This window comes from Serratia sp. NGAS9, from assembly GCF_009905295.1.
Classification (GTDB): domain Bacteria; phylum Pseudomonadota; class Gammaproteobacteria; order Enterobacterales; family Enterobacteriaceae; genus Serratia; species Serratia bockelmannii.
Map to the genome: position 1 here is coordinate 4,466,102 of NZ_CP047605.1, position 18,674 is coordinate 4,484,775.

Below are 18,674 nucleotides of genomic sequence, written 5' to 3' on the forward strand. Positions count from 1 at the left end.
CGACTGGATTAACGAAGCGCGCCGTTTAACCAGAATGGCGCATGCGATAAGGCCTGTTTGCGGCTGGCTTCATACCAGCCCTGGCGGCGCTCGCTCAGCGCCGCCTGCAACTCGCGCCAGGCGTCGATATAAGGCCCGGTCTGCTCGTCGGGGTAAGCGCCCGACAGCAGGATCAGCGCCGAAATCTGACGCGTCAGGCGCGGCAATTGTTCCTGATATTCATCTTCGTTCAGCGTACGGCTGAAGGCTTCTTTCAGCTCCGCGCCGCTGCGCCCCAGCATGATGTCGCTAAAGCGTTTGAAAGAACCGTCCAGCTTGGTCTGCCCTTTGGCATCGATAAACGGCCTCCAGGCGCCGCTCACCAGCCAAGATGTGAGCGCCAACTTACATTGCAGGTAAGCTGTGCTGTAGCACAGGGTCTCTGGTTGCGCGGCTTTATCCGCCAACAATGGTTCGAGTTCGGTCAGACGGGCGCGCAGATCGGCGCTGGCCTTGCGCGGCACCAGGCCGCCGAAGATCACCAGCGCCTGGCGGATCGTGCCGACCGCTTCGATGACCGCCCCGCGCGCCTGCGCGTCGCCGCGCAGCCACAGCTCTTCATGGTACTGCCAGTGGTTCAGCGCCAGTTCGAAGGCGGCGATCATCCCCTGCTCCACGGTCGCCTTCGCCGCCGGCTTCAGCACCTGCAGCGAGCGCACCTCGCGCGGCGGATTGCCCTGCGCCAGGTGGTAACCGCGCGCCGCCTTGCTCAGGCTGCCCTGACGCAGCCCATCGTGCGCCGCCAGCTCACCGGCCAATGCCAGCAGATCGGCGGTGTTGCCTTTCAGCAACTCCAGTTCTATCTCGCTCAGGGCTTCGCTGAGATCACCGGCGCGCACCTCACCCTGATCCAGGCCAATCTCTATCTCACTTTGGCCGTAAGTAACCACCCACTTCTCACGCACAAAATCGGTACGGAACAGCGGTTGCAACGCCTGCTGCAGCGCCGCGATATCGCAATCCTGCGGCCAGATGTCGGCAGGAAACTGCGCCAGCGCCAGCTGCGGTTCGGCGATGGCGACATTGTATTCCGGGCGCTGGTGCAGGCCGGCCACCACTTTACCTGCGGTTTTGATGGTCATCTCATAGCGATCGTCGAAACCGCGAATGCGCAGCCCCATGTCGTGACGGCGCAGGAAATTGTCGGCCGTTTCGAAGTAAATGTTGGTCAGTTTTTGCGGCGCGGAATGCTGATGCGGCCAGGCGGCGAGCCAGTGTGGCAGTGCGGCCACCGCTTGCGGCGCGGCGATGAATTTCAGTTCAATTTCAACGGTCATAATTCTTTAACACCAATAAGTTACGCATTCACGTCGGTTTCAGCTCGGCGCGCTCGGCCCGCCGTATGCTGCCCACTGACGCACAGTTGCCGTTATCTTACCGCGATTCCCGGCGCCTTAACCCTGCTAACTGTAGAAAAAACCTGTTACGTTATAAAACGCTGCGCAACTCACAGAATCAGCCACAGTAAGATAGTTCTCATTCCGGTTTTGGCGTTGCGTCGTCAGACTGAACCCTCTACTATCGTTCCATAAATTCACCCAGAAACGATGAACTAATGCAGAAATTACGCCTGATTTTCCTTGCCGCGCTGAGCTTCAGCATCACTTGGGCCGCACATGCCGAAGATAAACGCTATATCTCCGATGAGTTAAGCACTTATGTCCATAGCGGCCCAGGTAATCAGTACCGTATTGTCGGCACTCTGAACGCCGGTGAAGAAGTGACCCTGCTGAGCGTCAACGACAGCACCAATTACGGCCAGATCCGCGATCCCAAAGGCCGCACCACCTGGATCCCGCTCGATCAGCTCAGCCAGACGCCAAGCCTGCGCACCCGCGTGCCCGAGCTGGAACAGCAGGTGAAAACCCTGACCGACAAACTGGCCAACATCGATAACACCTGGAACCAGCGCACCTCGGAAATGCAGGAAAAAGTCGCGGGCAGCGACAGCACCATCAGCAGCCTGCAGAAGGAAAACCAGGATCTGAAAAACCAGCTGGTGGTGGCGCAGAAGAAGGTCAACGCCGTTAACCTGCAGCTCGACGATAAACAGCGCACCATTATTCTGCAGTGGTTCATGTACGGCGGCGGCGTTGCCGGCGTCGGTTTGCTGTTGGGTCTGCTGTTGCCGCACCTGATCCCGCGCCGCAAGAACAACAATCGCTGGATGAACTGATCTCAGTATCGTTCAGTTTGAGTATGGGCGCCTGCGGGCGCCCTTTTCATTGGTGCCGACATCCCGCGGTCAATTCATGTAATCTGATAGACAGAGCCTTACACGATATTCAGGAGTCAACAGTGCAGATTTATCTGGTCGGCGGCGCCGTTCGCGACAGCCTGCTCAATATTCCGGTGGTCGATCATGATTGGGTGGTAGTGGGCGCCACGCCGGCAGAGCTGCTGGCATTGGGTTACCAACAGGTCGGCAAAGATTTCCCGGTGTTCCTCAACCCCGATTCTCATGAGGAATACGCGCTGGCGCGCACCGAGCGCAAATCCGGCCAAGGGTACACCGGTTTTACCTGCTATGCCGCGCCGGACGTCACGCTGGAGGAAGATCTGCTGCGGCGCGATCTGACCATCAACGCCATCGCCCGTTCCGCCGAAGGGGAGCTGATTGACCCTTACGGCGGCGTGGCCGATCTGCAGGCGCGCGTGCTGCGCCACGTTTCCGACGCGTTCGGCGAAGATCCGCTGCGAGTACTGCGCGTGGCGCGTTTCAATGCCCGCTTCGCCCACCTGGGTTTTCGCATCGCCGACGAAACGCTGGCCCTGATGCGCCAAATGGCGCACGGCGGTGAACTGGCTGCGCTGACCGCCGAACGCGTCTGGAAGGAAACCGAAAAGGCGCTGCAAAGCCAGAGCCCGCAGGTCTATTTTCAGGTGCTGCGCGATTGCGATGCGCTGGCGGTGCTGTTCCCGGAAATCGACGCGCTGTTCGGCGTGCCGGCCCCCGCCAAGTGGCACCCGGAGATCGACACCGGCGTGCACACGCTGATGGCGCTGGCGATTGCCGCCCGCCTCACGCCGGAGGTGGACGTGCGCTTCGCCACCCTGTGCCATGACCTCGGCAAAGGGTTGACGCCAAAAGAGTTCTGGCCGCATCACCACGGCCACGGCCCGGCGGGCGTACAGCTGGTCGAGGCGCTGTGCCAGCGGCTGCGGGTGCCTAACCCGGTGCGCGATCTGAGCAAGCTGGTGGCCGAGTACCATGATCTGATCCACACCGTGAACAAGCTGCGGCCGGAGACCCTATTGAAGCTGTTCGACGCCATCGACGTCTGGCGCAAGCCCCAGAGGCTGGAGCAGATGATCCTGACCAGCGAAGCGGACGCGCGCGGACGCACCGGCGTTGAGAAGAATCCCTATCCGCAGGGCGACTATCTGCGCCAGGCGTATCAGGTGGCGAACGCGGTATCGATTAAAGAGGTGGTAGCCAGCGGGCTGCAGGGCACCGCGATCCGCGACGAGCTCAAACGCCGCCGCCAGCAGGCGCTGGCCGAGTGGAAGCTCACCCAAACTATCCTCAACGATCAGGCATAAAAAAACCCCGCAGAGCGGGGTTTTTTCTTGGTATCGGGTTTACAGGAACACCATGTAAACCACGGCCGCCACGATAAAGCGGTAGATGGCGAACGGCACGAACGAGATGCGTTTGATCAGCGACAGGAAGGTCTTGATCGCAATCAGCGCCACCACGAAGGCAGTAACGAAACCGACGGCGAACATCGGCAGATCGCCCCAGGTCAGGAAGTGCAGGCTCTTGTACAGATCCAGGCCGCTGGCGCCAATCATCATCGGCACCGCCAAAATGAAGGAAAACTCGGACGCCGCATAGCGGTTCACGCCCACCAGCATGCCGCCGGCGATGGTGGAACCCGAACGGGAGAAGCCTGGCCACAGCGCCAGGCACTGGAAGCAGCCGATCATGAACGCCTGGCGGTAGGTGATGTCATCCAGCCCTTCCGCGCTCGGTTTCTTCGGCTTCAGCCATTCCGCCGCCAGCAACAGCAGGCCGCCGACCACCAACGCGTACATCACGTTTTTCGGCGCGAACAGCGACTTGATGAAATCATGGAAGGCCAGGCCCAGCACCACCGCCGGGATCATCGCCAGCAGGATGTGCCCCAACTTCAGCTGACCGCTGGTTTTGCCCTCGTGCTCCACCGGCTTTCCGCCGAAATGGATGCCGATCAGGCCGAACAGCCGGCGCCAGAACATCACGACGACGGCCAGGATCGACCCCAGCTGGATGATGACTTCAAAGGTTTTGGCTTTGTCGCCGGTAAAGCCCAGCCACTCGCCAACGATAATCATATGCCCGGTGGAAGACACCGGCAGAAATTCGGTTAACCCCTCGACAACCCCAAGAACAAACGCAATAAACAGTGAATGCATGTCAGCCATGTGCTTCGCTCACCCTATAAAATAACGGCTATCACATAAAAAAGCGGCAGTGCTTAAAGACAATGCCGCTAAAACAATTCTCAGGATTAAGACCAGCTTAACGGTCTTTCGTTGCAAGCAGATGACATAAAATCATGCGGGACGAGTGCCGCGCTCAATGATCACGCCGACCCGATTGGCATGTGCTACAGCGCCCGGTTTGCTGACCTTAATACGGACCCACGGGGAATTGAAGCGCTGAAGCAAAATTTCAGATATTTCCTCCGCCACGCGTTCCACCAGGGCGAAGCGGTTCGACTCCACGTGTTGGATCACGGCATCGCTGACGTCGGCATAGCTCAGACAGTCAGTTACGTCGTCGCTGGCGGCGGCCGGCCGGTTATCCCAGCCCATTTCGATATCGAACACCAGCTTCTGACGAATGCCCTGTTCCCACTCATAAACGCCAATGGTGGTAATTACGGTAAGCTCTTCAATAAATACGATATCCATCACGTCATTCTCTGTTTTTGGCCTTGCCGGATACCACTTCCAGCGGAATGTGCGTATTATCCATAGATGTTGCGAGTAAAACGACCATTATTAAACGGAACCGCGTTATGAGTGCTACCGCGCTTGGCATGATTATCTTCGCGTATCTGTGCGGCTCGATTTCGAGCGCGATCCTGGTTTGCCGGATCGCCAGGCTGCCGGACCCGCGTGAGCATGGCTCAGGAAATCCCGGGGCGACCAACGTCCTGCGCATCGGCGGCCGGCTGGCGGCGGCGGCGGTGCTGGTGTTCGATATTCTGAAAGGGATGTTGCCGGTCTGGCTGGCCTACAAACTCGATGTGCCGCCGCTGTACCTGGGCCTGACGGCGATCGCCGCCTGTCTGGGGCACATCTACCCGGTGTTCTTCCACTTCCGCGGCGGTAAAGGCGTGGCGACGGCGTTTGGCGCCATCGCGCCTATTGGCTGGGATCTGACCGGCCTGATGACCGGCACCTGGCTGTTGACGGTGCTGCTCAGCGGCTACTCTTCGCTCGGCGCCATCGTCAGCGCGCTGATCGCCCCGTTCTACGTCTGGTGGTTCAAACCGCAGTTCACCTTCCCGGTAGCGATGCTCTCCTGCCTGATCCTGATGCGGCATCACGACAATATCCAGCGCCTGTGGCGCGGCCAGGAAGGCAAGATTTGGGGCAAGTTCCGCAAGAAGAAAAACCAGGCGGATGAGGATAACGGCGACCAGCCGAAAGACGAATAACAGAAGGGCCGGATTATCCGGCCCTTTGCTTTATACCGCAGGCAGTTCCGCCAGCGGCCAGCGCGGCCGCACCGAAACGCTCAGCTCCGGGTTGGCGCCGCTCTTCAGCCGCACCATGCCGGCATAGGCGATCATCGCGCCGTTGTCGGTGCAAAACTCCGGGCGGGCATAGAACACCTCACCGCCGCGTTTATGCATCATCTCCGCCAGCTTGGCGCGCAATGTGCGGTTGGCGCTCACGCCGCCGGCCATCACCAGGCGTTTGAAACCGGTCTGCTCCAGCGCGCGTTTGCACTTGATTGCCAGCGTGTCCACCACCGCATCCTCGAAGGCGCGGGCGATGTCGGCACGCGTCTGATCGTCGTTGCCGTTGGAGCGAATGGTGTTGGCGGCGAAGGTTTTCAGCCCGGAGAAGCTGAAGTCCAGCCCCGGACGATCGGTCATCGGCCGCGGGAAGGTGAAACGCCCCGCCGTGCCCTGCTGCGCCATCTTCGACAGCATCGGCCCGCCGGGATAATCCAGGCCGAGCAGCTTGGCGGTTTTGTCGAACGCTTCGCCGGCGGCATCGTCGATCGACTCGCCCAGCAGTGCATACTCACCGATGCCGGTGACGCTGATCAGCTGAGTGTGGCCACCGGAGACCAGCAGCGCGACGAACGGGAACGCCGGCGGGTTATCTTCCAGCATCGGCGCCAGCAAGTGGCCTTCCATGTGGTGTACCGGCACCGCCGGCACGTTCCAGGCGAACGCCAGCGCACGCCCGACGGTAGCGCCGACCAGCAGCGCGCCTACCAGGCCCGGCCCGGCGGTATAAGCCACGCCGTCGATATCGGCCGGAGTCAGGTTGGCCTCTTTCAGCGCCGCCTGAATCAGCGGCACGGTTTTGCGCACGTGATCGCGGGAGGCCAGTTCCGGCACCACGCCGCCGTAGTCGGCGTGCAGCTTCACCTGGCTGTATAATTGGTTGGCCAACAAACCGGTTTGATCGTCATACACTGCAATTCCGGTTTCATCGCAGGACGTTTCTATACCCAGTACTCGCATTACATTTCCCATCATTCACGTGCGGCCGCCAGTCTACCACATTCCGCCGCATTTACCGCCGATGCGGCGCATCTTGTCACCGGCTTGCGCCTATGTCGATGATTCATCCAGAAAATGCCCGAGCGATTAAATACGAGCATTTTTTTCTGATTAGTCTATAATCAGCGCCCGGTGCAAAATTGCGCACGTTGCGGCAGAGCGACGCGGGTTTCAATTTGCTGTGATGCTTTACAAAGCAGCATCCATTGGAGTAAAATTCCGCACCATTTTGAAAAGGCTGGCGCTTGGCCAGCAGCAAACCGAATTTTATTGAGGTGAGAGGCACATGCCGGTAATTAAAGTACGTGAAAACGAGCCATTTGACGTTGCTCTGCGTCGTTTCAAACGCTCTTGCGAAAAAGCGGGTGTTTTAGCTGAAGTTCGTCGTCGTGAGTTTTATGAAAAACCAACTACCGAACGTAAACGCGCTAAAGCTTCTGCTGTGAAACGTCACGCGAAGAAACTGGCTCGCGAAAACGCACGCCGCACTCGTCTGTATTAATTCTTCGGGGGCAACCCCACCGCGTGAATTTCTGATTTTCAAAATCGCGCAGACCGAGTAGTTGCATACGAAGGCCGTGCTTTCCGAAAGGAATGCGCGGCTTGTTCTCGTTTATAGGCTAATGAAGTAAGGGCTTATGGCTGGACGAATTCCGCGCGTATTTATCAATGACTTGCTGGCTCGCACCGACATCGTCGATTTGATCGACGCCCGCGTGAAGCTCAAGAAGCAAGGCAAGAACTACCACGCGTGCTGTCCGTTCCACCACGAAAAGACGCCTTCCTTTACCGTTAATGGCGAAAAGCAGTTTTATCACTGTTTTGGGTGTGGTGCGCACGGCAACGCCGTCGACTTTTTGATGAATTACGACCGACTCGAGTTTGTCGAAACCATCGAAGAGCTGGCGACCATGCACGGGCTGGAAGTGCCTTACGAAGCGGGCACCGGGCCGACCCAGATCGAACGCCATCAGCGCCAGAGCCTGTACCAACTGATGGAGCAGCTCAGCGCGTTCTATCAACAGTCACTGCAGCAGTCCTCCGGGGCACCGGCGCGCAGCTATTTGCAGCAGCGCGGATTAAGTGACGACGTTATTCGCCATTTCGCCATCGGCTTCGCGCCGGCGGGATGGGACAACGCCCTGAAGCGTTTCGGCCGCGATGCCGACTCGCGCCGCGCATTGAACGATGCCGGCATGCTGGTGACTAACGATCAGGGGCGTTCGTACGACCGCTTCCGCGAACGGGTGATGTTCCCCATCCGCGACAAGCGCGGGCGCGTGATCGCCTTCGGCGGCCGCGTGCTGGGCGACGGTATGCCGAAGTACCTGAACTCGCCGGAAACCGAAGTTTTCCATAAGGGCCGCCAGCTGTACGGCCTGTATGAAGCACAGCAGAACCACCCTACCCTCCAGCGGCTGCTGGTGGTGGAAGGGTATATGGACGTGGTGGCGTTGGCGCAATTCGGCATCGATTATGCCGTCGCCTCGCTCGGGACCTCGACGACGGCTGAACACATTCAGCTGCTGTTCCGCGCTACCGACAACGTCGTTTGCTGCTACGACGGCGACCGCGCCGGCCGCGAAGCGGCTTGGCGGGCGCTGGAAACCGCGCTGCCGTACCTGAACGATGGGCGCCAGCTGCGGTTCATGTTTTTGCCCGACGGTGAAGACCCGGACACCCTGGTGCGCAAAGAAGGCAAAGAAGCCTTCGAACAGCGAATGGAGCAGGCGCAGCCGCTGTCCACTTTCCTGTTCGAAAGCCTGCTGCCGCAGGTGGATTTGAGCAGCCCGGACGGGCGCGCCAAGCTGAGCACGCTGGCGCTGCCGCTGATTACTCAGGTGCCGGGCGAAACGTTGCGCTTGTACCTGCGTCAGGAGCTCGGCAACAAGCTGGGGCTGCTGGACGACAGCCAGCTCGACAAGCTGATGCCCAAGCAGGCGGAAAATGCGAATCCTTATCAGGCGCCCCAGCTAAAACGCACAACCATGCGTATACTGATAGGGTTACTGGTGCAAAATCCGCAGTTGGCTACACTTATCCCTTCGCTGGAAGGGTTGGAGCAGACCAAACAGGCGGGATTGCCGCTGTTCGTCGAACTGGTGCAGACCTGTTTGGCGCAGCCGGGCCTGACGACCGGGCAATTGCTGGAGCTGTATCGCGACAACAAATTCAGCCAGCAGCTTGAAACCTTGGCGACATGGAACCATATGATCGTTGAGGACATGGTCGAACAGACCTTTTTGGATACGTTGGCCAGCCTGTACGACTCGGTGCTCGAGCAACGGCTGGAAACGCTGATCGCCCAGGCCAGAACGCGCGGCCTGAGCCCGGAGGAACGTGAGGAAGTCCGTTCTCTCAACCAGGTTTTAGCGAAGAAAAACTGAATACCAAACGGCTTAAGTGCCGATAATTGCGAGGGCAGAGCCCTGCACAGTGCCGCCATAGTGGGCCGCGGCGATAACGAAAACGCCCCAAATGCTATTGTTGGCGGTTTCGCCGACCGACACCAACCTAAATACTCTGAAGTGTGGATACCGTCTTATGGAGCAAAACCCGCAGTCACAGCTGAAGCTACTTGTCACCCGTGGTAAGGAGCAAGGCTATCTGACCTATGCTGAGGTCAATGACCATCTGCCGGAAGATATCGTCGACTCCGATCAGATCGAAGACATCATCCAGATGATTAACGACATGGGCATCCAGGTGATGGAAGAAGCACCGGACGCCGATGACCTGCTGCTCGCCGAAAACTCGAACAGCACGGACGAAGATGCGGAAGAAGCCGCCGCACAGGTTCTGTCCAGCGTGGAATCCGAAATCGGCCGCACCACCGACCCGGTGCGCATGTACATGCGCGAAATGGGTACCGTCGAACTGCTGACGCGCGAAGGCGAAATCGACATCGCCAAGCGCATCGAAGACGGCATCAACCAGGTGCAGTGCTCGGTTGCCGAATACCCGGAAGCCATCACCTACCTGCTTGAGCAGTACGATCGCGTCGAAGCGGGCGAAGCGCGCCTGTCCGATCTGATCACCGGCTTCGTCGATCCTAACGCGGAAGAGGACATCGCCCCTACCGCGACCCACATCGGTTCTGAACTGTCGAGCGAAGAGCAAGACGACGACGAAGAAGATGAGGACGCCGAAGACGACGACACCGAAGACGACAACAGCATCGATCCTGAGCTGGCGCGTCAGAAGTTCGCCGAGCTGCGCGATCAGTATGAAGCGACGCGTCTGGTGATCAAAAAGAACGGCCGCAGCCACGCCAGCGCAGCGGACGAGATCCTGAAGCTGTCTGAAGTGTTCAAGCAGTTCCGCCTGGTGCCGAAACAGTTCGACTTCCTGGTCAACAGCATGCGCACTATGATGGACCGCGTTCGCACCCAGGAACGCATCATCATGAAGCTGTGCGTTGAACAGTGCAAAATGCCGAAGAAAAACTTCGTCACCCTGTTCGCCGGCAACGAAACCAGCGATTCCTGGTTCGAAGCCGCAGTGGCGATGGCCAAGCCATGGTCGGAAAAGCTGAAAGACGTTGCCGAAGACGTGCAGCGCAGCCTGCAGAAACTGCGTCAGATCGAAGAAGAAACCGGCCTGACCATCGAGCAGGTCAAAGACATCAACCGTCGCATGTCGATCGGTGAAGCGAAAGCCCGCCGCGCGAAGAAAGAGATGGTTGAGGCCAACCTGCGTCTGGTTATTTCCATCGCCAAGAAATACACCAACCGCGGCCTGCAGTTCCTGGATCTGATCCAGGAAGGCAACATCGGCCTGATGAAAGCGGTAGACAAGTTCGAATATCGCCGCGGCTACAAGTTCTCGACGTACGCCACCTGGTGGATCCGTCAGGCTATCACCCGCTCCATCGCCGATCAGGCGCGCACCATCCGTATTCCGGTGCATATGATTGAGACCATCAACAAGCTCAACCGTATTTCGCGCCAGATGCTGCAAGAGATGGGCCGCGAGCCGACGCCGGAAGAGCTGGCCGAGCGCATGCTGATGCCGGAAGACAAGATCCGCAAGGTGCTGAAGATCGCCAAAGAGCCAATCTCGATGGAAACGCCGATCGGCGACGACGAAGATTCGCATCTGGGCGACTTCATCGAGGATACCACCCTCGAGCTGCCGCTGGATTCCGCGACCTCAGAGAGCCTGCGTTCCGCTACCCACGATGTGCTGGCCGGCCTGACCGCGCGCGAAGCGAAAGTGCTGCGCATGCGTTTCGGTATCGACATGAACACCGACCACACGCTGGAAGAGGTAGGCAAGCAGTTTGACGTTACCCGTGAGCGTATTCGTCAGATCGAAGCCAAGGCGCTGCGCAAGCTGCGTCACCCGAGCCGTTCCGAAGTGCTGCGCAGCTTCCTGGACGATTAAGTCCGGCTGCCGCACCAAAAGCAAAAACCCCGGCTTGCCGGGGTTTTTTTATGCCTCAGAACATGCTGTTGCCGCTGGCGGTCTTCTCCGGCACCGGCTGCGTTACATCCCAATGCTCGACGATCTTCCCGGCGCTGTCGAGACGGAAGATATCGACGATCGCCGCGGTCTTGCCGGCCTCGCGCCCGCTGACTTCCACATGCAAAATCACGAAGTCGCCGTCGACAAACGCCTGTTTCACCTCACTGTGCGAATTGGGGTAACGCGTTTTCAGCAGCTCGACAAATTGACGAAAGCCCGCCACGCCGTCTTTAGCGTTGGGGTTATGCTGCTTGTACTGCTCGCCCAAAAACGGCCGCGCCGCCGCAAAATCCTTGTTGTTCAGCCCCTGCCGATAAAACTCCAGCACGTTCTGCTTGTTGCGCGCCTCCTGTGGCGAATGCCCCGCCTGTGCAGTGCCGGTCACCAATAACAGCGCCATCACACAACCTTTCATCATCGATGTCATCGCAACTCCCATATGTCATTGCAGCGCCAGGAACAGCTCGCGATAGCTGGCGGTCAGCTGCTCCAGCGTGGCGCGGTTCAATCCGCTGGGGTTGGGCAATACCCACACCTCGGTTTGCCCCAGCACCATCGTCTGCTTGCCCCAGGGCGCGTTTTTCACCCCGAAGGCGGTGGTGAACGCCTGCTTGCCCAAAATCGCCAACGCGCGCGGCTGGTAGCGCAGGATCTTCTCTTGCAGCGCCTCGCCGCCGCTGCGCAACTCGTCGCGCGACAGCTCGCTGGCCGCCACCGTCGGGCGCGCCACCAGCGCGGTAATGCCGCAGCCGTTATCCTTCAACTGCTGCCACTGCTCCGGCGCCAGCTGGCTCTCGGTAAAGCCGGCCTGATGGATCACCTTCCAGAAGCGGTTGCTGCCGTTGGCGAAAGGGTAGCCCTGATGGGCGGAAGAAAGGCCGGGGTTGATGCCACAAAACACCACCCGCAGATTGGGCGCCAGAAGTTCCATGAGTGTCGTGAGTCCATTGCAGGGATTTACTGCGGTTATCGCAAAATCCGCCAGCAATTACAACAGGCTAGAACTGTGCAGAAAAGCAACATACGGGCGGGTAACAGTAGACCGCCGCTTAATGATTCCCTATAATCTCGCGGCTTGGCCCCTTAGCTCAGTGGTTAGAGCAGGCGACTCATAATCGCTTGGTCGTTGGTTCAAACCCAACAGGGGCCACCAAATTTTCAAGGGGTTACGTCAACAGCGTAGCCCCTTGGCGTTTTCTGCGGCACTGCGTTGTATAATCACTGCCATAAAACTAAAGCCCCCATAACTTCAGAAACAGGGCAAAAATCTCATGCCCCTCTGCCGCCTCTACCGTGAATTAGCATCATGACCGGCCTCGCTATTTTGTGCATCGAATGCTGTTCTGGCCGCATCAATATCGGCAATATGTTCATTCGCCCAGGTTCCCAGCGCGATGACCGGCACCGTTAATGAGCACCCGAGCGGCGTCAATTCATATTCGACATGCGGCGGCATGACGGCAATAACTGTCCGCTTGACCAACCCATCTCGTTCCATATTGCGCAGGCACAACGTCAGCATCCGCTGAGATATTCCATTGATTGTACGCTTTATTTCAGTGAATCGGCGTGGCCCGTTCGCCAAGAACATAATGATCAGGACACTCCACTTCTCACCAACGCGCGCCAATACCTGACTGATCTTTTGGCAGTCGGCATGTCTTAAATCTCGAGGTTGATCAGTCACATTCATGATACCGGGTTCTCCTAATGTGCCTTATTGTCTGCCATTTTAGGGCATGGTTATATTGTTATCCCTGGTTACCATTTTATACCTAAGGATTTCACCATGACACTGCTTCATATCGATTCCAGCATTCTCAACGAACAGTCGGTAAGCCGCCAGCTCACGGCGGCGATCGTCAAACACCTTTCTGCTGCTGAGCCGGATGCCAGGATCATCCACACCGATCTCGCCGCCGACCCGATTAACCACCTTTCGAGCGCCGAATTTTTGGCTCTCCAGGGCGTGGAGCCGCAAGACGAGCACGTCAAACAGGCCGTTGCCCGCAACGCCAAACTCGTCGACGACTTCCTTGCCGCCGATGGCATTATCGTCGGTGCACCTATGTATAACTTTACGTTGCCGACTCAGCTGCGCGCCTGGCTTGACCGACTTGCAGTACCAGGCAGAACTTTCCGCTATACGGAAAACGGCGCTGAAGGCCTCGCCAAGGGGAAACGCGTTATCGTCGCTTCCACCCGCGGTGGCCTGTACGGCGAAGGCACGCCACTGGCCTTCCTGGACCATCAGGAAACCTATCTGCGCAGTTTCTTCGGCTTCCTTGGCATTACGGACATCACCTTCATTCGAGCAGAGGGACTGGCACTCAGCCCGGAAAACCGCACTGTCGCCATCGATGCTGCTGCAGCTCAGATTGACGGCCTGACCGCTTAATCGGGGCCTGTTCGGAACAGCGATAACAGGCTCGCGGCCAGTCCCGTTTTTGGGCTGGCCACCGGCGATGCAATACCGCTCAATCGTATGCCTGTGCCGCGTACCCCGAAATTCGTTTGCGCCGGATGTATAAACTGGAGATTCAATCATGAACACCACGTTGACCTCACCACCCGCGCCCAACCCGCGGCGTATTACACAACGCACCCGAGGCCAAGGCCACGGCCCGATAACCCGGCTGATGAGCCCTTCCGACCTGGGCCAGGTGATTAAACCTTTCGTATTCCTCGATCTGTTCGAGGCGGATCAGCGCACCATGGCAATGCTGGCCAACATGCCGCTGCATCCGCATTCAGGCATAGCCACCGTGACCGTACCGCTCGAAGGCGCTTTTCACTACGAAGATCCTGCCGGCGGCGCTGTCGGTACGCTCGGCTATGGCGCGGTGGAATGGGCGCGTGCGGGCGGCGGCATGTGGCACGGCAAGGAATTGTCCGCCACGGATGCGCCGCACATCCAGGGATTCCAGCTCTGGTTGGCCTTGCCCGCCGAACTGGAGAACGGTGAACAGGAAAGCCGTTATATCGAAGCCCAGAACATGCGCCAAATCGGGCCGGCGCATGTCATCATTGGCAACCATGAAGGCGTGCAAAGCCCGGTGCCCGCGCCGAAAGGCATCAATTACTTGCTCGTCACCCTCAAACCAGGCGAACGCTGGACTTACCGGCCGCCAGCGCATCATTCTGTCGGCTGGCTCGCGCTGGCCAAAGGCCGTCTCAGCACCGGCGTTCCTGTCGACGCGGGCGAAATGGTGGTCTTCGAACCGGGGGAAATGCCCATTGCACTTGAAGCATCCGGCAATGAAGATGCCGTATTCGTTCTCGGCTCAGCCGTGCCTCACCCGCATCCGCTGCACCTCGGCGCCTATTCGGTACATACCTCAGCATCCGCGTTGGAAGCCGGTGAACGCCGCATCGCCGAACTGGGGCGCAGACTTAAAGAGGCCGGCGAGCGACGGACGGCATCAGGCACGATCCCCGTCTTTCGATGACGTTGACGGTGTGGTCGCCCTCTGTGGCAATAAATCCAGGATACGCCAATCACACGTGCCGGCATATCCGGCCGCTCACTGACGATGCAACGTGATATTATTCCCCATCACTTCTCTGTCATCAGATAAGGCCCCTGCATGATCGTCAACTGCGACCACGACAACCTTGATGCCTGGCTGGCTCTGCGCTCGGCGCTGTGGCCCACCTGCCCGTTGGAAGAGCACCGCGCGGAAATGCGCGAGATATTGGCTTCGCCGCACCACACCGCGTTTATGGCGCGGGGGCTGGACGGCGCTTTCGTTGGCTTTGCCGAGATCGCGCTGCGCTACGATTACGTCAACGGCTGCGAATCGTCGCCGGTGGCGTTTTTGGAAGGGATTTATACCGCCGAACGCGCCCGCCGCCAGGGCTGGGCCGCGCGCCTGATCGCGCAGGTGCAGGAGTGGGCGAAGCAACAGGGGTGCAGCGAGCTGGCGTCGGATACCGACATCGCTAATCTTGATTCCCAACGCCTGCATGCGGCGCTGGGCTTTGCCGAAACGGAGCGGGTGGTGTTTTACCGCAAAACGCTGGGCTGATCAGGCACCTTGCGTTGCCGCTGATGCGTCAACGGCTCGGCGCGCAGCAGTCTCTTCCCCACCAATATTAACCAACCCCCTTCCTCATCCAGCGTTTTCGCCGTGGCACTCTCATCGGCACAGCAATCGTATCGGTCGCCCATCGACATAAGGCCATCAAATACAATCACAATGAGCGTAATTGGTTCTATTTTGATTGGATTTGTCGCCTTACTTTATTTTGAAAAACTTATAATGGGGACATCACATACCCGCAGATACCGCTCAATAGAACAGGAGATTGGCATTTATGAAACTGACCAGCCAAAGCTTTAAAGAAGGAGAGTTCATTCCCGGTGAGTTCGCCTTCGCTATCCCCGATGCCGCTAACCATGTCGCTTTATCGAGAAATCGCAACCCCCATCTGGCCTGGAGTGAAGTGCCTGCAGGCACGCAGTCTTTCGTGATCGTCTGCCATGATCCCGACGTGCCAAGCCGTGGTGATGATGTGAATCAAGAGGGTCGGGTTGTGCCCGCATCGTTGCCGCGCGTTGATTTCTTTCACTGGCTGCTGCTGGATATTCCGGCCAGTACCGTGGAAATTGCGGCGGGCTCTCAATCGGACGGCGTAACGCCGCGTGGCAAAGCCGGGCCAAACGCCCCTTCGGCCTATCGCCACGGCATCAATGACTATACCGGTTGGTTTGCCGCCGACGAGCAGATGAAGGGGGAATACTACGGTTACGATGGCCCATGCCCACCGTGGAACGATACGTTAGTTCATCATTATATTTTCACGGTTTATGCGCTTGCTACCCCCGGTTTGGATGTACAAGGGCCTTGGACAGGGGCTAATGTGAATGCTGCCCTGGCGGAAGCGCCGGTGTTAGCCCAGGCGAGCCTGACAGGCCTTTACAGCCTGAACCCTAACGTAGCATCAACGGCGAAATAATCGCATAAAGGAGTCGAATATGAGCCGGACCGGTTCCTTCGGATCAGTGCGAACCAGACGCGAGCCGGGCGCGAAACTTTTGCACTGGCACTCTCCGTCGGGGGCTCCGGTGTTGAGGCGCCGCTTGTGCGGGGTGTGCCAGCCGACATTGAAACGTCAGCTACACACGCCGCAGTTCGTCTTCCATGAAGCGACGGTCTTGCTGATCGTGGCGGGCCAACTCGGTATCACATCGGCTTCACAACATTTGTCTCTGGAGACCCCCGGCGAACTGCTCCTGGTCCCCCCCAACACCCGCGCAGATTTAGTCAAAACGCCGGGCGATATCGATCGGCCTTTTCGCTCGATACTCCTGACGCTGTCGGCAGAACTGCTGGATGTCTTTCACCGAACCCGGCAGGCTTCACCCCCTATTCCCCCGAAAGATGACGCGTGGAAAACGCTGCCTCTGGACGAAGACCTGTCGGCGACGTTTTATCACGTGATTGAAAGCGTGGAAAAACAGGAAATCAGTGATATTCGCCTGCAATACCGCCTTCTGGACTTTTTGACCGCGCTGGCCGAACGGGGACATGTTTTTACGCATTTGCCATTGGATAGCCCATCACAGCGCCTGCGCACCTTGATTTTTGAGGCTCCGGAACAAAACTGGACGGCAGAAACAGCGGGAAAAACGTTAGCGATGAGCCCGGCAACGTTGCGGCGGCGCCTTGCCGCCGAACAGACGCGCTTCGAAGACTTGCTGATAGACGTCCGTATGCATCACGCCATGATGTTGCTTCAAACCACCCGATGGGATATTACCCGCATTGCAGAGGCCTGCGGTTACAAATCCAGAGCGCGTTTTAGCGAACGCTTTCAAAAGCGTTTTGGTTACGCGCCTTCCGCCATCCGATAAAACGCTGGGCTGATCAGGCGATCTTGCTTTGCCGCTGATGCGCCAACTGCTCGGCGCGCAGCAGGATCTCCTGCAGATCGTCCTCGTCGATATCGAACAGATCCCCCTCCATCAGCGCCTCGTGCAGATCGGCGCGGGTGATGGAAACGGCATCGATCGGCAGATTGGCCGGTTTGGCCTCCGCCGGCGCCAGCGCATGCGGGTAGCGTCGCCCGGCCAGGTTATTGAACAGAATGGCCAGCGCCGCCAGCAGCACCGAGTTCAGCAGCACCGGATACAGTACGAAGTCATAGCCCATCTGGTGAATGCCGGGGCCGCCGAGGATGGCGGTCAGCGCCACCGCGCCGCCGGGTGGATGCAGGCAACGCAGCTTGAACATCAGGCCGATGGCCACCGCCGCCGCCGCGCCGCAAGCCAGGCCCGGATCGGGGATCAGCAGACCAGCGCTGACACCCACCGTTGCCGCCAGCGCATTGCCGCCGACGATCGACCAGGGCTGCGCCAGCGGGCTGTTGGGCACGCCGAACAGCAGAACCGCCGAAGCGCCCATCGGCGCGATAAACCACAGGTTCACCTCGCCCAAAATAAAGTGGCTGATCCAACCGGCGAGCATCAGCCCCAAACCGGCGCCGACGCTGGAAATCAGCATCTCTCGCTTGCCCACCGCCAGCGGGTGCGGCCACAGGCGCGCAACTCCCACTTTTACCCGTTCAATCCACTGCGTCTTCATGTTACCCGATACGGCTCAATTCACTTGTTGGCAACAAATATATCACATCATCCTGAAGGAACTCACGGCGCCGTAAACCGCGCCGCCCAAGAACTTTTAGCTAACAGATTGATTTTTAGCCTCCCCTCGACAATGATGAATGTTCCCCCTTTAACCCCGAGGAACCGCCGATGTCTCAACCGATCACCGAGCTTTATACCGACAGTGAATTTTTCAGCCCGTACGCCATGTCCGCCTTTGTCGTGCTGACGGAAAAAGGCATTCCGTTCACCGTGAAGCCGGTGGATCTGGCGAAGGAAGAGAACAAAGAGGCGGCCTACGCGGCGCTGTCGCTCACCCGCCGGGTGCCGACGCTGGCGATCGGCGAGTTCCAGCTCTCGGAGTCTTCGGCGATTGCCGAATACCTGGAAGACATCCACCCGGCCCACGCCGTGTACCCGCGCGACGTGAAGCTGCGTGCCAAAGCGCGCGAGATCCAGGCCTGGCTGCGCAGCGATCTGCTGCCGATCCGCGCCGAGCGTTCGACCGAGGTGGTGTTCAACAACGGCAAGTTCCCGCCGCTGTCCGAAGCCGCGCAAGAGGCCGCGCGCAAGCTGATCGCCGCCGTGGAAAAGCTGCTGAGCCACGGGCAGGATAATCTGTTCAGGGAGTGGTGCATCGCCGACACCGATCTGGCGCTGATGCTCAACCGGCTGGTGATGCACGGCGATCCGGTGCCGGAGCGCGTGCGCCACTATGCGCACAAGCAGTGGCAGCGCCCGTCGGTGCAGGCCTGGCTGGCGTTGTCGGAAAAACGGCGCGCCTGAGAAAAAAATCGGCGGCCACGACGCCGCCGTTCTCAATGCCG

At 58.9% G+C, this 18,674-nt stretch carries 20 protein-coding genes and 1 tRNA gene; 13 read left to right on the forward strand and 8 right to left on the reverse strand.

Going from position 1 to position 18,674, the window contains the following annotated elements; translation table 11 throughout:
* Positions 1-8: 8 nt before the first annotated feature.
* Positions 9-1,316, reverse strand: a complete 1,308-nt coding sequence (locus tag GUC32_RS21210; RefSeq protein WP_025304321.1) for an inorganic triphosphatase — start codon at positions 1,314-1,316, stop codon at positions 9-11.
* A gap of 278 nt (positions 1,317-1,594) precedes the next feature.
* Between GUC32_RS21210 and GUC32_RS21215 the strand changes: the two genes are divergently transcribed.
* Both GUC32_RS21215 and GUC32_RS21220 read left to right on the forward strand, forming a co-directional pair.
* Entirely contained in the window at positions 1,595-2,215 is a 621-nt protein-coding gene (locus GUC32_RS21215; RefSeq protein WP_016930153.1) for a TIGR04211 family SH3 domain-containing protein, read from the forward strand.
* 122 nt (positions 2,216-2,337) lie between these two features.
* On the forward strand, positions 2,338-3,582 hold the full coding sequence (locus GUC32_RS21220; RefSeq protein WP_369435418.1) for a multifunctional CCA addition/repair protein: 1,245 nt from the start codon (positions 2,338-2,340) through the stop codon (positions 3,580-3,582).
* Between the two features lie 39 nt (positions 3,583-3,621).
* On the opposite strand, the gene bacA is transcribed toward GUC32_RS21220, so the two are convergent.
* Positions 3,622-4,446 (reverse strand): undecaprenyl-diphosphate phosphatase, encoded by an 825-nt coding sequence (bacA, locus tag GUC32_RS21225; RefSeq protein ID WP_004937204.1) that lies wholly within the window; start codon positions 4,444-4,446, stop codon positions 3,622-3,624.
* A 132-nt stretch (positions 4,447-4,578) separates the two neighbouring features.
* On the reverse strand, positions 4,579-4,938 hold the full coding sequence (folB, locus tag GUC32_RS21230) for a bifunctional dihydroneopterin aldolase/7,8-dihydroneopterin epimerase (protein WP_004937203.1): 360 nt from the start codon (positions 4,936-4,938) through the stop codon (positions 4,579-4,581).
* A 107-nt stretch (positions 4,939-5,045) separates the two neighbouring features.
* Here folB and plsY point away from each other — a divergent pair, with 107 nt between their 5' ends.
* Positions 5,046-5,690, forward strand: coding sequence for a glycerol-3-phosphate 1-O-acyltransferase PlsY (gene plsY / locus GUC32_RS21235; protein WP_049296263.1), 645 nt, complete (start codon positions 5,046-5,048; stop codon positions 5,688-5,690).
* A gap of 30 nt (positions 5,691-5,720) precedes the next feature.
* Here the strand turns inward: plsY and tsaD are convergent, their stop codons facing one another.
* The gene (gene tsaD, locus GUC32_RS21240; RefSeq protein ID WP_060434597.1) at positions 5,721-6,734 is read right to left on the reverse strand and encodes a tRNA (adenosine(37)-N6)-threonylcarbamoyltransferase complex transferase subunit TsaD; all 1,014 of its coding nucleotides are present in this window, start codon (positions 6,732-6,734) and stop codon (positions 5,721-5,723) included.
* A gap of 325 nt (positions 6,735-7,059) precedes the next feature.
* Here tsaD and rpsU point away from each other — a divergent pair, with 325 nt between their 5' ends.
* The 3 genes from rpsU (at position 7,060) to rpoD (ending at position 11,159) form a co-directional block, all read left to right on the forward strand.
* Positions 7,060-7,275 (forward strand): 30S ribosomal protein S21, encoded by a 216-nt coding sequence (rpsU, locus tag GUC32_RS21245; RefSeq protein WP_001144069.1) that lies wholly within the window; start codon positions 7,060-7,062, stop codon positions 7,273-7,275.
* A 136-nt stretch (positions 7,276-7,411) separates the two neighbouring features.
* Complete coding sequence (dnaG, locus tag GUC32_RS21250; RefSeq protein WP_025304325.1) at positions 7,412-9,160, forward strand: DNA primase; 1,749 nt, start codon at positions 7,412-7,414, stop codon at positions 9,158-9,160.
* A 157-nt stretch (positions 9,161-9,317) separates the two neighbouring features.
* A complete protein-coding gene (gene rpoD / locus GUC32_RS21255; RefSeq protein WP_043142056.1) occupies positions 9,318-11,159 on the forward strand; it encodes an RNA polymerase sigma factor RpoD in 1,842 nt (613 codons plus the stop codon).
* Between the two features lie 55 nt (positions 11,160-11,214).
* On the opposite strand, the gene GUC32_RS21260 is transcribed toward rpoD, so the two are convergent.
* Both GUC32_RS21260 and mug read right to left on the reverse strand, forming a co-directional pair.
* Positions 11,215-11,658 (reverse strand): nuclear transport factor 2 family protein, encoded by a 444-nt coding sequence (locus tag GUC32_RS21260; RefSeq protein WP_049204445.1) that lies wholly within the window; start codon positions 11,656-11,658, stop codon positions 11,215-11,217.
* A 24-nt stretch (positions 11,659-11,682) separates the two neighbouring features.
* On the reverse strand, positions 11,683-12,171 hold the full coding sequence (gene mug, locus GUC32_RS21265) for a G/U mismatch-specific DNA glycosylase (RefSeq protein WP_049208359.1): 489 nt from the start codon (positions 12,169-12,171) through the stop codon (positions 11,683-11,685).
* Positions 12,172-12,317: 146 nt separating this feature from the next.
* Between mug and GUC32_RS21270 the strand changes: the two genes are divergently transcribed.
* A tRNA-Ile gene (locus GUC32_RS21270) sits at positions 12,318-12,393 on the forward strand.
* Between the two features lie 135 nt (positions 12,394-12,528).
* Here GUC32_RS21270 and GUC32_RS21275 read toward each other — a convergent pair.
* Positions 12,529-12,933 carry a helix-turn-helix domain-containing protein gene (locus GUC32_RS21275; protein WP_025304329.1) on the reverse strand — a complete coding sequence of 135 codons (405 nt, stop codon included), beginning with the start codon at positions 12,931-12,933 and terminating at the stop codon, positions 12,529-12,531.
* A 96-nt stretch (positions 12,934-13,029) separates the two neighbouring features.
* On the opposite strand from GUC32_RS21275, the gene GUC32_RS21280 reads away from it, so the two are divergent.
* The 5 genes from GUC32_RS21280 (at position 13,030) to GUC32_RS21300 (ending at position 17,097) form a co-directional block, all read left to right on the forward strand.
* Complete coding sequence (locus tag GUC32_RS21280; protein WP_049204404.1) at positions 13,030-13,638, forward strand: FMN-dependent NADH-azoreductase; 609 nt, start codon at positions 13,030-13,032, stop codon at positions 13,636-13,638.
* Between the two features lie 148 nt (positions 13,639-13,786).
* Positions 13,787-14,689: a pirin family protein gene (locus GUC32_RS21285; RefSeq protein ID WP_369435419.1), complete on the forward strand. Its 903-nt coding sequence runs from the start codon at positions 13,787-13,789 to the stop codon at positions 14,687-14,689.
* Between the two features lie 138 nt (positions 14,690-14,827).
* Entirely contained in the window at positions 14,828-15,268 is a 441-nt protein-coding gene (gene aac(6'), locus GUC32_RS21290; protein ID WP_060448046.1) for an aminoglycoside 6'-N-acetyltransferase, read from the forward strand.
* Positions 15,269-15,557: 289 nt separating this feature from the next.
* Complete coding sequence (locus GUC32_RS21295) at positions 15,558-16,199, forward strand: YbhB/YbcL family Raf kinase inhibitor-like protein (protein ID WP_025304333.1); 642 nt, start codon at positions 15,558-15,560, stop codon at positions 16,197-16,199.
* 148 nt (positions 16,200-16,347) lie between these two features.
* Complete coding sequence (locus tag GUC32_RS21300; protein ID WP_261456611.1) at positions 16,348-17,097, forward strand: helix-turn-helix transcriptional regulator; 750 nt, start codon at positions 16,348-16,350, stop codon at positions 17,095-17,097.
* A 13-nt stretch (positions 17,098-17,110) separates the two neighbouring features.
* Here GUC32_RS21300 and GUC32_RS21305 read toward each other — a convergent pair whose 3' ends face one another.
* A complete protein-coding gene (locus tag GUC32_RS21305; RefSeq protein ID WP_025304335.1) occupies positions 17,111-17,827 on the reverse strand; it encodes an HPP family protein in 717 nt (238 codons plus the stop codon).
* Positions 17,828-17,997: 170 nt separating this feature from the next.
* On the opposite strand from GUC32_RS21305, the gene yfcF reads away from it, so the two are divergent.
* Positions 17,998-18,633 carry a glutathione transferase gene (yfcF, locus tag GUC32_RS21310; protein ID WP_004937171.1) on the forward strand — a complete coding sequence of 212 codons (636 nt, stop codon included), beginning with the start codon at positions 17,998-18,000 and terminating at the stop codon, positions 18,631-18,633.
* Positions 18,634-18,674: the final 41 nt, after the last annotated feature.